Source organism: Comamonas sp. SY3 (assembly GCF_041730275.1).
Classification (GTDB): domain Bacteria; phylum Pseudomonadota; class Gammaproteobacteria; order Burkholderiales; family Burkholderiaceae_C; genus Comamonas; species Comamonas sediminis.
Window position 1 is genome coordinate 95,024 of sequence record NZ_JBGTYN010000013.1, and the last position, 12,517, is coordinate 107,540.

8 protein-coding genes are annotated in these 12,517 nt (G+C 65.0%); 1 reads left to right on the plus strand and 7 read right to left on the minus strand.

The genetic code is table 11. The features are described 5' to 3' along the window. Positions 1-25: 25 nt before the first annotated feature. The 6 genes from ACCQ08_RS16635 to ACCQ08_RS16660 all read right to left on the minus strand — a co-directional run bounded on the left by ACCQ08_RS16635 (position 26) and on the right by ACCQ08_RS16660 (position 9,354). On the minus strand, positions 26-1,555 hold the full coding sequence (locus tag ACCQ08_RS16635; protein ID WP_373450420.1) for a sigma-54-dependent transcriptional regulator: 1,530 nt from the start codon (positions 1,553-1,555) through the stop codon (positions 26-28). Further along, a complete protein-coding gene (locus ACCQ08_RS16640) occupies positions 1,552-3,216 on the minus strand; it encodes an ATP-binding protein (protein ID WP_373450421.1) in 1,665 nt (554 codons plus the stop codon). The genes ACCQ08_RS16635 and ACCQ08_RS16640 overlap by 4 nt, the downstream gene beginning before the upstream one ends. A 36-nt stretch (positions 3,217-3,252) precedes the next feature. Continuing rightward, positions 3,253-3,486, minus strand: a complete 234-nt coding sequence (locus tag ACCQ08_RS16645) for a PP0621 family protein (RefSeq protein ID WP_312412438.1) — start codon at positions 3,484-3,486, stop codon at positions 3,253-3,255. A gap of 6 nt (positions 3,487-3,492) precedes the next feature. After that, complete coding sequence (locus ACCQ08_RS16650; RefSeq protein ID WP_239809355.1) at positions 3,493-4,299, minus strand: inner membrane protein YpjD; 807 nt, start codon at positions 4,297-4,299, stop codon at positions 3,493-3,495. Positions 4,300-4,510: 211 nt separating this feature from the next. Continuing rightward, on the minus strand, positions 4,511-5,437 hold the full coding sequence (locus ACCQ08_RS16655; RefSeq protein WP_239809354.1) for a diguanylate cyclase: 927 nt from the start codon (positions 5,435-5,437) through the stop codon (positions 4,511-4,513). 47 nt (positions 5,438-5,484) lie between these two features. Next, positions 5,485-9,354, minus strand: a complete 3,870-nt coding sequence (locus tag ACCQ08_RS16660) for a response regulator (RefSeq protein WP_373450422.1) — start codon at positions 9,352-9,354, stop codon at positions 5,485-5,487. Between the two features lie 388 nt (positions 9,355-9,742). Here ACCQ08_RS16660 and ffh point away from each other — a divergent pair, with 388 nt between their 5' ends. Continuing rightward, positions 9,743-11,122 (plus strand): signal recognition particle protein, encoded by a 1,380-nt coding sequence (gene ffh, locus ACCQ08_RS16665; RefSeq protein WP_239809352.1) that lies wholly within the window; start codon positions 9,743-9,745, stop codon positions 11,120-11,122. Between the two features lie 84 nt (positions 11,123-11,206). On the opposite strand, the gene ACCQ08_RS16670 is transcribed toward ffh, so the two are convergent. Beyond that, positions 11,207-12,268 (minus strand): class I SAM-dependent methyltransferase, encoded by a 1,062-nt coding sequence (locus tag ACCQ08_RS16670; RefSeq protein ID WP_373450423.1) that lies wholly within the window; start codon positions 12,266-12,268, stop codon positions 11,207-11,209. Positions 12,269-12,517 lie beyond the last annotated feature (249 nt).

The following is a 12,517-nucleotide window of genomic DNA, read 5'->3' on the forward strand; positions in this document are numbered from 1 at the left end:
CAGGTCTTGGGGCATGGCGTCAGTCCTAGGGCTGTACCCCATCGCTGGGATCGTGGATCTGCAGCCGTTCCATGCGGTAGCGGATCTGGCGCAGGCTGATGCCCAGCCGGTTGGCGGCGGCTGTGCGGTTGAAGCCGAACTCCTGCAGCGCACGCACGAGGATATCGCGCTCGATGGCATCGAGCCAGGCCTGCAGATCGGCTGGCAGATCCTGCGGAAGGGGAAAGCGCTCGCCGTGGGCCGGTAGCGCCGAGGGGACGGGCGGTGCTGCGGCCACCCGTGGCGCGGCGGGCGCCAGGTAGGCAGGGGTCTGCTCGGCAGCGATGCTCTGAACTGCAGCGTTCGCAGGCCCCCCGGAGCGCGCAGGCTCGATATGCAGAAACGGCCCGTCACTCAGCGCGACAGAGCGCAGCAGCAGGTTCTCCAGTTCGCGCACGTTGCCCGGCAGTGCGTGGCCGGCAAGCGCTTGCAAGGCCTCCGGGCCGAGCTGGGGCACTGGCTGGCCGCTTTCGTGGGCAATGCGCGCAAGCAGCACCTCGCACAGCGCCGGCAGATCCTCGCGGCGTTCGCGCAGCGGCGGGATGAAGATATCGATGACGTTGAGGCGGTAGTACAGGTCCTGGCGGAACCGCCCTGCCTGCACATCGGCGGCCAGGTCACGGTGGGTGGCGCTGACGATGCGCACATCAACGGCTTCCTCCTGCTGGGCACCCAGCGGCCGCACCTTGCGCTCCTGGATCGCCCGCAGGAGCTTGGCCTGCATCGCCAGCGGCAGCTCGCCGATTTCGTCGAGGAAGAGCGTGCCACCATGGGCGGCCTGGAAAAAGCCGTCCCGGTCCTGGTTGGCGCCCGTATAGGCCCCTTTGCGGGCTCCAAAGAATTCGGCTTCGAGCAGGTTTTCAGGGATGGCGCCGCAGTTGACTGCCACCATCGGGCCACTGGCGCGCTGGCTGCGGCGGTGCAGCGACTGGGCTACCAGCTCCTTGCCGGTGCCCGACTCGCCGCGCACCAGAATGGGTGCCATGCTGCCGGCCACCTTGGCAATGCGCTCGCGCACCTGCTGCATGACCAGCGAGGGGCCAATAAGTTCGCGCTGCGAAGCGTCTTGCGGCAATGGGGGCGTGCCCGGCTGCGCCGGCGCTTGAAAAGCGGCCGGCGACGGGGCTTGCGCAGGCGCATCCTGCAGCCCCTGGCTGGCCGATGCCACCACCTGGCGGAACTGCTTGAGATCGACGGGCTTGGTCAGGTAGTCAAATGCCCCCTCGCGCAACGCCGCGACCGCGTTGTCGGCCGAGCCGTAAGCGGTCATCACGATGGCGCGCTCGCTGCGGCTTTGGCGGCGCAGGTCCTGCAGCAGCTCCATGCCCAGGCCGTCGGGCAGGCGCATGTCGGTGATCAGAATCTCGAAGCGGCGCTGTTGCAGCTGGGCGCGCGCTTCCTGCACCGAGCCCGCCGTAAAGACCCGGTAGCCTTCACGCAGCAGGGTCAGCTCGTAAAGCGTTCGGAGGTCGGGCTCGTCGTCCACGACCAGAACAGTGGTGTTTTCAAAACTCATGCCTGGTGGATCAATTCAGTCTGCAGGGGGTGCGCAGGGCTGGCGGCGCGGCGAAACTGCACGATGAAGGCATTGCCCTGTGCCAGCTCGGGCAGCGCTGCGCTCTGCCTTTCATAGCGGATCATAGCGCCATGGCGGGTGCACAGTTCGCGGCAGATGTAGAGGCCCAGGCCGCTGGAGCGGCTCTCGGATGAGAAGAAGGGCTCGAACAGGTGTTTCTCGATCGTCGGCTCGATCGGCGCGCCATCGCTCCAGACCACCAAGGTGGTGGTGCCCGTCAGGCTGCTGTGGGTGCCCACGCGCAGCGAGCCCGCATGCGCGCTGCGATAGCGCTGGCCGTTGTTGAGCAGGTTGTAGAGCAGCTGGCGCAGGTGACCGGTATCAAAGGCCACCAGGCTGTTATCGGCGTCCAGCGCCAGCGCCAAGGTATGCGCAGCAGGGGCCAGCGACATCCAGTCGTGGCAGATCTGCAGCACGGTCTCGTTGAGGGCGACGGATTCTCCGTCGCCTGGCTGGATCTGGTTGTGCACGCGCGCGATGTCCAGAATGTCTTCGGCAATGCGGCCCAGGCGCTGGGCATTTTGCTCGACCATGTAGGTCAGGCGTTTCTGGCCCGGGTCGGTCAGCTCCTCGTCCAGCAGTGCATTGGCCTGGGTGATGGCGGTCAGCGGGTTGCGGATTTCATGGGCGACAGCGGCCGACATGCGGCCCATGGCCGCCATTTTTTCCGTCCGCAGACGCGCTTCAATTTCGCGCAGGTCATGCAGAAACACCAGGCACAGGGGGTCGTTGTCATGGCTGCCGATGCTGCCGAAGGTCGGCAGCGGGTGCGTCAACCATGTGCGCACATGCAGGCCGATCGGCGCGGTCTGCGGCGCCGTGAGCGCCAGATCCTGTGACAGAGGTTTTTGCCCGGCAAAGGTCTGGGTGACCTGCTCCACCACTGCCCGCCAGGCTGGTAACTGGGCCAGCTCCAGCGGCAGATGGGGATGGCCGAGCAAGGCCATCGCGGCGGGGTTGGCAATACGCACCTGCAGGGCCTGGTCGGCCACCAGCACGCCATCGGGCAGGTTCTGCAGGATCAGTGCATTGATCTGCTCTTGCTGGTTGGCCGCAGCGGCATTGCGCAGGCCGTGCAAGGTTTCGCGCTCCACCCGCGAGGCGAGCAGACGCACAAGAATGCCCACCAGAAAATAGGCAGCGCCTGCCAGCCCGGCCTGCACGGTGTTCTGTGTCGCATCGAGTTCAAACACCGAGGTGCGGAAGCTCAGGGATTCGACAATCAGGAAGATCGTGATGTAGGCGCAGCTGCCCAAGGTCACCAGCCAGCCGCCCAAGGTGCCGGCAAACAGCACGGCCAGGCCAAACATCGGCGTCAGCGTGTAGGTGCCGGTCTTCGTCACTTCGAGCAGCGAGATCAGCAGCAGGTCCATGCCCACCGTCGGCAGCCAGGCATAGACGCGGCGCTGCGGAGGTGGTTTGTGGCTGAGCGCGGCGTACAGCATCGCCGAGACGCCGTAGGTACCCAGCAGCGCCAGTTGCGACAGCAGCGGGCCCGATAGCACCGGCGTGATGGCCATCGCCCCAAGCGCCAGCAGCAGCGCGACAAATACGCGGGCCACCAGATAGCCGCGCCACAGGCGCTTGAATGGGGTTTCCATCAACTCCAGCGCTGCCATGGTGGAAGCGCCCAACGCTCAGCGCCGGCCAGGCGGCACGGCCTGGGCAAGATGGGCTTGTGAGCAGTAATGCGCGCCCTGGTAGCTGATCGCATCGGACTGGGGCAGGTGCACGCCGCAGTGGGCGCAGTGCACCATGGGTTCGGGCTTGGCCAGCCCTTTCTTGGGCGGTGGGGGCATGTTCTTGACCCGTTGGCTGCGCCACATGTGCCAGCCCACGGCCAGCACCAGCAATACCAGCAAATACTTCATGGTGGCTCAGTGTTTCAAGATGACTTCAAGGACAAAGCGCGAGCCCACATAGGCCAGCAGCAGCAAGGTGGCGCCCACATAGAGCATGTTGACAGCGCGCTGTCCGCGCCAGCCAAAGCGCTTGCGGCCCACCAGCAGGACGGCAAAGGTCAGCCAGGCCAGCAGCGAAAACACCGACTTGTGGTTCCATACCCAGGCCTTGCCGTACAGCGCTTCTCCAAACCACCAGCCCGCGAGCAGGGTCGCCGACAGCAGGATGAAACCCGCCGTGACAAAGCGGAATGTCAGCCGCTCCAATGCCAGCAGCGGCAGCCCGCCATCGTGGCTGCCATCCTGGCGCATCTGGCGCTCGGCCCGGGTCATCAGTGCGGCGTGGACCACGGCGGCAGCAAACAGGCCATAGGAGGCGATGCCCAGTGCCAGGTGCAGCGGCAGCCACGGCGAGGCATTGACATGCAAGGGGCTGCCGGGGAACACGCCGGCCAGCAGCACGGCGATGCAGCCCATCGCCGACAGCGGCCAGCGCGAGCGCAGCTGCGGGTAGAGCTGCTGCTCGACCACGTAGACCGTGAGCACCAGCCAGGCAGTCACCGACAGGGCCGGCGCAAAGCCGAAGTGGGGCGTGTCGCCCATCAGGCTCCAGGCAATCGCTGCCAGATGCAGCGCCCAGGCCGCGCGCAAGCCCAGTCGTGCGCTGGACTCCTGCAGGCGTCGGGCCGCAAGTGCGGGAATGGCGTAGGCAATGGCTGCTGCAATGGCCAGCGCCCAGCCGATGGGGCTGGTGCTGGCTGCGGCAATGGCGGGAGAGAGCATGCCCGCTATCATAGCGGCGGCAGAAACCCTGTGCGGCCTGCGCCTGCGGCAGCGCCTGTCAATCTACCGGCTATTGCAGGCAGTGGCTGGCGATGGCCGGCGATCAAGAATGATGGCCGCGGTCGGCGCCGCCCGCGCGCAGCACGCGCCACAGACAATCTCGGCGGCGTCGTTCTCCCCGCCGGCGTCGCGTGGGTGCCGCCACGGGCTGCTAGAGGCCGATACTGGTCGCGCAGACGCGGTTGCGGCCATGGGTTTTGGCGTCGTACAGCAGCTCATCGGCGCGCCGCAGGCAGTCTTCCATGCTGTCGGCAGGGCCGCAGTGCACGGTCAGCACGCCGCAGCTGACGGTCAGCGCTGGCGCGGTCGTCGACGCTGCATGGGCAATGGCCATGGCCTGCACCTCCTGGCGAAAGCGCTCCACCACCTCCAACGCATCGGCGTGGCCGGGCAGGATCAGCGCAAACTCTTCGCCGCCGAAGCGGGCGGCCAGATCATAGGGTCGGCGGGCATGGCGTGCCAAGGTGCCCGCCACCTGCTTGAGCGCCTCATCGCCCTGCACGTGGCCGTAGTGGTCGTTGTACAGCTTGAAGTGATCAATATCGATCAGTGCCAGGCCCAGCGGGTCGTTTCTGCGCAGGCACATGCGGTGGCAGCGCTGCAGCATGTCGTCAAAATGCCGGCGGTTGGCCAGATTGGTGAGTCCGTCGACCTGGGCCAGACGCTGCAGCGCCTGGCGTTGCAGCGCCAGATCGATCTGGTTGCGCACCCGGACGCTGACGACGGCCGGGCGTATCGGCTTGGAGACGTAGTCGGCCGCGCCCAAACGCAGTCCGTACTCCTCGGCAGCGGCATCGCTTTGGCCGGTGATGAAGATGATGGCGATACCGGCAGTCGCTTCCTGTTTGCGCAGCTGCGTCAACACCTCGTAACCATTCATGCCGGGCATGCTCACATCCAGCAGCACCAGCAGCAGGCGGTGTGACTCGCGGGCGGCAATCGTCAACGCGCTGGGGCCGTCCTTGGCCAGCAGCACGCGGTACTGCTGGCCCAGCAGCTCCGCGAGCATGGAGCGGTTGACGCGCTCGTCATCCACAATCAGGATGGTGGGTTGGTCGTTATCGGGCTCGGCTTGCATGGTGCGTGATCCAAAAACTCAAATCTCAATAGCGCAGACGAAGGCGCTCAGGGCAAAATCTGTTCCAGGCGCTCGATCGCGGCGAGCGCAGCATCGGCATCGAGGTCCTCGACATGCTGCAGGATTTGCTGCAGCAAAGGCGTCCAGCGGGCGGCAGGGCTGGCGCCGAGCATGCGCTCGAGTTCGCTGACTGCCGCGTAATCCCCATCGGCCACCAGGCGTTTGAGGTGCTGGAGATCCTGGCGCAAAGTGGTGGCCGGAGCAGGGTGGGGAGCTGGGGCCTCCTCCGACGCCGGCGCAGGCGCGGAGGCTGGACTGTGGCGGGTGGCCAGGCCCTGCAGCAAGGTCTGCAGCTGCGCCGCAAACTCCGTGGTCTCGGCGTGCAGCCTGGGATCGGGTGGGGCAGAGGAGGGTGGCTGTTGTGCCTGCTCCCGGGCCTGGTTTTCAATGGACTCGGCCGCTTGCACCAGCGCTGCTGCATCGAGGTAGCCGAGCGCGCCCTTGAGCGAGTGGGCCAGCATCGACAGCGGCTGCCATGCCGACTGCTGCGCATGCAGCACCAGGGTGTGGGGGGCGTCCGCAAAATCGCGGTAAAAGCCCGCCAGCACCCGTTCTACCCGCTCGGCATTGCCTTGAAAGCGCTGCAGCATCTTGGCGTGGTTGAGCCCCGAGGGGGCGACGAAGCGGGCTTCATCGCGCAGGAACTCGGACTCTGGCGCATCCAGGTCGCCACCCTGGCTGCCGGGGCCTGCGATCCATTCGGTCAGCGTTTCGTACAGCTTGCGCTCATCGATGGGCTTGGTCAGGTGCGCGTTCATGCCCGCCTCTTCGATGGCGCTGCGGTCTTCGACCCGGGCCTGCGCAGTCAGCGCAATCACGGGCAGCTGCTGCAGATGGGGGAGCTGGCGCAGTGCGCGCGTAGCGTCCAGCCCGTCCATCTGGGGCATGTGCACGTCCATCAGCACGGCATCGTAGCGGTGGTGTTCCAGCATGCTGAGCGCCTCGGCACCGTTGGTGGCCAGGCTCACCTGCACGCCCACCAGGCTGAGAAAATCGGCCGCAACCTCGCGGTTCAGCGCATTGTCATCCACGACCAGCACGTTTTTACCGCGCAGGTCCGGATACAGCTGGGAAAGGTCGGCATGCAGGCTCTGAGGATGGGCCGCCGGCTCGGACAGTGCGCGCCGCGAGACGCCGCCGCCTTGCGACTGCAAGGCTTCCAGGATGGCATTGAACAGTACCGATTGCGTGACGGGCTTGATCAGCAGACCTTGCAGGCGCAAGGCCTCGGCCTTGCGCATCACCTCGTCGCGGCCGTAGGCCGTCACCATCAGCACCGCAGGGGTGGCGGACAGGTGCTCTTCCTCGCGAATGCGGCGGGCGACCTCCAGTCCGTCCATGCCCGGCATGCGCCAGTCCATCAGTACCAGGCCATAGGGGGTGCCGACACGAGAGGCGAGCTGCAGATCGGACAGCGCCTGCTCGCCCGAGTCCACCGTATCGGCCCGCATGCCGAAGCCGCGCACCATCTCGGCCAGGATGTCACGTGCGCTGGCATTGTCGTCAACGATCAGCACGCGGTCCACCGGCGTGCCATGGTAGCGGGCCGGCTTGGGGGCTTGCTGGGCCTGTGCGGTCTGCAGCTGCACCGAGAAGTAAAAGGTGCTGCCCAGACCCGGGCTGCTCTCGACCTTGAGCTCGCCGCCCATTTGGCCGACCAGGCGCTGGCAGATCGCCAGCCCCAGACCCGATCCGCCATAGCGCCGCGTGGTCTGGCTGTCGGCTTGTGAAAACGGGCGGAAAAGCTGGCTCATCTGCGCGGCGCTCATGCCGATACCGGTGTCCTTGACGGTCACCTCCAGGCCGATCTTGCCAGGCGCCAGCGGCCGGTTGCCGGCAGCCGCGGTGGTGCGGATGCTGATCACCACCTCGCCCAGGTGCGTGAATTTGATGGCGTTGCTCACCAGGTTGTTGAGCACCTGGCTCAGGCGCAGCGGGTCACCGCTCAGCTGCCGGGGCACATCGGGGGCGACCGAATACACCACCTCGATGCCTTTTTCCTCGGCGCGCAATGTGGTGACCGCCGACACGGTCTCCAGTACATCGTCGAGCGCAAACTCCACATTCTCCAAGGTGAGCATGCCCGCTTCGATCTTGGAAAAATCCAGAATGTCATTGATGACCGACAGCAGCGCATTGGCCGACAGCTCGACCTTTTCCAGGTAGTTGCGCTGCTTGGGCAGCAGCGGGGTCTGCTGGATCAGGCGCGTCATGCCGATGACCGTGTTCATCGGGGTGCGGATCTCATGGCTCATCGTGGCCAGGAACTCGGACTTGGCGCGTTCGGCGGCCTCGGCCATCTCCTTGGCCTTTTGCAGGGCCAGCTCGGCCTCACGCTCGCGCGTGATGTCGAGCATGATGCCATCCCAGACCGTGCCGGACTCCTGGCGGCTGGGCGCCGAGCGGCAGCGCAGCCAACGCAAGCCGCCATCGGGCCGGATGATGCGGAAGCTGCAATCAAACAGGCTCAGGCGCTCCAGCGCCTCGCGCTGCTGCTGCCGGTACATGGCCAGATCGGCCGGGTGGATGGTCCGGGTATAGGCGGCGTTGTCGGCCATGATCGCCTGAGCGCTGACGCCGATCAGCTTTTCAATGCCGGCGCTGATATAGCTCATGCGCAGGCTGGCGGACGTTGCCTCAACCCGGTAGATTGCTCCGCTGGGCAGGTTGTCGGCCAGCGCTTCAAGCCGCTGGCGCGCCTGTTCGCGCTCCGACAGATCCTGCAAGGTGCCACTGAGGCTGACGATGCGGCCGCTGCCGTCATAGTCGGCCTGGCCCAGAATGCTGGCGGGGAACTGGCCGCCGTCGGGGGTGTAATGCGTCACGTCGAGGCGGTACGGCTGGCCGGTCTGGGCGCACTGGGCAATGGCCGCCATGACCTTGGCATAGTCCTGCGGCGGCATCATCTGGGCAATGTTGTCCTGTGTCAGCTTGGGCCCCTGCGGGTCCAGGCCATTCATCTCGTACATCATCTCCGAGGCTTCAATCTCACCGCTGGCCAGGTCCAGGGTCCAGCTGCCGATGCGAGAGAGCCGCTCTGCGCGGCGCAGCGAGTCATAGCTCTTGCGCAGCTGGCTTTCGGACTCGCGCATCTGCGTCATGTCGCGCGATATGCCCAGCAGCCCGATCACCTCGCCATGCTCATTGCGGTACTGGCTTTTGATGGACTGGAAGCTGAGCTTGCGGCCTTCTATCAGCGCATGTGACTCCGAGACCAACGGCGTGGTGGTGCGGTACACCGCGGCATCGTCCTCCGCGAAGTTGTTGCGGCCCCCCAGGATTTCGGCGTCGGTCTTGCCGATGAGGCCGCCGGGCGGCACCTGGGCAATAGCTTCGGCGGCCGGATTGGCGAACACATAGCGGCCCTGCCGATCCTTGACAAAGACGATATCCGAGGTGCCACGCATCACCGCGTCGAGCAGGTCTGTCGACTGACGCCATTGCTGCGTGCTTTTTTCGACCTGCTGCTCCAGCGCGGCATGGAGCAATTGAATTTCCTGGTCGCGGCGCACCCGCTCGGTGATGTCGTGCGCGATCGTGAAAAAGCGCTTCTCGCCATCGACCAGCTGGCAGGTAATGTGCACTTCGACCGGAAAGCAGGAACCGTCCTTGCGTTGGTGGGTGTTGGTGACGACCTTGCGTGCGCCTGGCTCCATCTTCTGCCACCGCGCCTGCAACTCCGACGCCGAGGCGTCAAGGGCAAAATCGGCCACGTTCATCGCCATCAACTCGGCCATGCTGTAGCCCATCTCCCGGTAGGCTTGGGCATTGACATCCAGGATCCGGCCTTGCACATCGGTCACGAAGAAGGCGTCCGAAAAATGGTCTAGCAAGTGGCGATACGGCGTATCTGGCATCGGTGGTCCTGGTCAAAGAAAGCGCCACCTGGGGGTGGCGGGCAGGGCATGGGGCATGGCGGGCCACCCTGCAACGGCCATGTGGGCAAGCGGCGGCTCGTCAAACATTGTCGTGGCTGCAGGCAGGCCTGGGCGCAAGCTCAGAGCCTAAATTCGTTTGGCACTTCCCGGGCAAAGATTTGGCTATGGTCGAGGACGGGTCATAGTTTCTTGCGCTCCCCAGCAGCCCGGGAGCCCCGCCACCGGGCCTGCCGGGGGCAAGCGGGTAGAATCAAAGGTTTGCAGGGCTGTGGCTTACAGCCCCTGGCGCCAGCCCTCTGCGCCCGGCCACCGGGTATCTGCATGACTGCGGCGCCACCTTTGCCACGATTACTCAAGACTCCACCCTATGGCTTCCGCACTGACCGATAAACTCTCGCGCCTCGTCAAGGAAATGCGTGGCCAGGCCCGTATCACCGAATCCAACGTCCAGGACATGTTGCGCGAAGTGCGCATGGCCCTGCTGGAGGCGGATGTGGCCTTGCCCGTGGTGCGCGATTTCATTGCCCGCGTCAAGGAAAAAGCGCTGGGCCAGGAAGTGCTGGGCAGCCTCAAGCCAGGCCAGACCCTGGTGTCGATCGTCAACAAGGAGCTCGCCGCCACAATGGGCGAAGGCGTGGCCGACATCAACCTGCAGGCCCAGCCGCCTGCGGTGATCCTGATGGCCGGCCTGCAAGGTGCTGGCAAGACGACCACCACGGCCAAGCTGGCCAAGCACCTGATCGAGCGGCGCAAGAAGAAGGTGCTCACCGTCTCCGGTGACGTGTACCGCCCTGCGGCGATCGAGCAGCTCAAGACCGTGACCCAGCAAGCCGGTGCCGAATGGTTCCCCAGCACCCCCGACCAAAAGCCCCTGGACATTGCCAACGCTGCGCTGGATTACGCCAAGAAGCATTACTTCGATGTACTGCTGGTCGATACGGCCGGCCGGCTGGCGATCGATGAAGTGCTGATGACCGAAATCCAGCAATTGCACAGCGCCCTGAAGCCGGTCGAGACCTTGTTCGTCGTCGATGCCATGCAGGGCCAGGATGCGATCAACACCGCCAAGGCCTTCAAGGAAGCCTTGCCGCTGACCGGCATTGTGCTGACCAAGCTTGACGGTGACTCGCGCGGCGGTGCAGCGCTGTCGGTGCGCCAGATCACCGGTGCGCCGATCAAGTTCGCCGGCGTGTCCGAGAAGATCGACGGCCTGGAAGTGTTCGATGCCGAGCGCCATGCGCAGCGCGTGCTGGGCATGGGTGACATCGTCGCGCTGGTCGAGCAGGTCTCCAAGGGTGTGGACCTGCAGGCGGCCCAGAAGATGGCCGAGAAGATCAAGTCCGGCGACGGCTTCGACCTGAACGACTTCCTCGGCCAGCTCCAGCAGATGAAGCAGATGGGCGGTCTGTCGACGTTGATGGACAAGCTCCCTTCCGAGCTGGCTGGCAAGGCCGGTCAGGTCGACATGGACAAGGCCGAGCGCGAGGTGCGCCGCAAGGAAGGCATCATCTGCTCGATGACGCCCTTCGAGCGCTCCAAGCCCGAACTCATCAAGGCCACACGCAAGAAGCGCATTGCAGCGGGCGCTGGCGTGCAGGTGCAGGAGGTCAACCGCCTGCTCAACGAGTTTGGCCAGATGCAGCAGATGATGAAGAAGATGAAGGGTGGCGGCCTGATGAAGATGATGAAGAAGATGGGCGGAATGAAAGGCATGATGGGCGGCGGCATGCCCAAGCTGCCGTTCTAAGAACCTCCTGCATTCGAGGTGCTTTCGCAGCGCCCCTTCATCGCCAAGGCGCCCTTGCACAGGGCGCCTTTTCACTTTCCGCTTCTAGCCGTTGGCGGCTGCAGCGCGCAGCAGCTCGCGCTCCGCCAAGTCGGCCTTGCGTGCGCTGATGTAGTCGCGCGTCAGCGGCACCGCCTCTTGCTTGCGCGCAATCTGCACCTGGAAGATGGCAATGTCCTGGTAGCGGAAGGCGGTCTCGGACATGGACAGGTAGAACTCCCACATCCTGCAAAAGCGCTCGTCGTAGAGCGCCATGGCCTGGGCACGCTTGGCCATGAAACGCTCGCGCCAGTGCCGCAGGGTGAGCGCGTAGTGCAGGCGGAGCACCTCGATATCGGTGACAACCAGGCCGGAGCGCTCCAGCGCGGGCATGAACTCGGACATCGACGGAATATGCCCGCCGGGGAATATATAGCGCTCAATCCAGGGGTTGTTGAAATCAGGCACATCGCTGTTGCCAATGAAGTGCAGGAGCATGACGCCGTCTTCGCGCAGCAGCGAGCGGCATTGCTGGAAGAACGCATCATGAAACGCGGTGCCGACATGCTCGAACATGCCGACCGACACAATGCGGTCAAAAGGCCCCTGGGTGTCGCGGTAGTCCTCCAGGCGGTAGTCCAACTGGCCGGCGCTGGCGGATGAGGCCGCGCGTTGGCGGGCCACCTCCAGCTGCTCCACCGACAGCGTGATGCCGGTGACCTGGCCTGCGCCGGCGACCTCGGCCAGGTAGCGCGAAAGCCCGCCCCAGCCGCAGCCGATATCGAGCACCTGGTGACCGGGCTCGACGAGCAGCTTGGCGGCGATATGCCGCATCTTGGCGACCTGGGCCACGTCCAGCGGCTCATCGCCTTGCTCAAAGTAGGCACAGGAGTACTGGCGCTCGCCATCCAAGAACAGCTCGTAGAGCCGGTCATCGAGGTCATAGTGGTGGGCGACATTGGCACGCGCCTTGCCACGCAGGTTGTTCTGCAGCAGGGGCTTGAGGCGCATGCGCCAGGCATCCAAGGTGCGCACCATGGCCGACACCGGCACGTTCTTCACGTGGCGGAGCAGCAGCTCCAGCACATCGTAGATGGTGCCTTTCTCCACCACCAGACGGCCTTGCATGAACATCTCGCCAAAATTCAGGTCCGGATCCCGAAGAATGGCTCAGACCGCACGCGTATCACTGAAGCGAATGCTTGCCGTGGGCGAGGTCCCGGCGCCAAAGAGATTCCTTTTGCCGGAGGGGAAGGCCACCTCCAGCACGCCAGTCACGACAAGGGGCGCCAAATTGCGCGCCAAAAGCTGTTCTGCCAGTCTCCCTAACATGGATGTCGTCCTTTCTTGTCTCTCTAGTGAAGATCTTTGAACCAA

Bases quoted from the DNA above. Each gene is read 5' to 3' on its own strand.
- ACCQ08_RS16635 (WP_373450420.1), bottom strand. From the start codon at position 1,555: ATGAGTTTTGAAAACACCACTGTTCTGGTCGTGGACGACGAGCCCGAC.
- ACCQ08_RS16640 (WP_373450421.1), bottom strand. From the start codon at position 3,216: ATGGAAACCCCATTCAAGCGCCTGTGGCGCGGCTATCTGGTGGCCCGC.
- ACCQ08_RS16645 (WP_312412438.1), bottom strand. From the start codon at position 3,486: ATGAAGTATTTGCTGGTATTGCTGGTGCTGGCCGTGGGCTGGCACATG.
- ACCQ08_RS16650 (WP_239809355.1), bottom strand. From the start codon at position 4,299: ATGCTCTCTCCCGCCATTGCCGCAGCCAGCACCAGCCCCATCGGCTGG.
- ACCQ08_RS16655 (WP_239809354.1), bottom strand. From the start codon at position 5,437: ATGCAAGCCGAGCCCGATAACGACCAACCCACCATCCTGATTGTGGAT.
- ACCQ08_RS16660 (WP_373450422.1), bottom strand. From the start codon at position 9,354: ATGCCAGATACGCCGTATCGCCACTTGCTAGACCATTTTTCGGACGCC.
- ffh (WP_239809352.1), top strand. From the start codon at position 9,743: ATGGCTTCCGCACTGACCGATAAACTCTCGCGCCTCGTCAAGGAAATG.
- ACCQ08_RS16670 (WP_373450423.1), bottom strand. From the start codon at position 12,268: ATGCAAGGCCGTCTGGTGGTGGAGAAAGGCACCATCTACGATGTGCTG.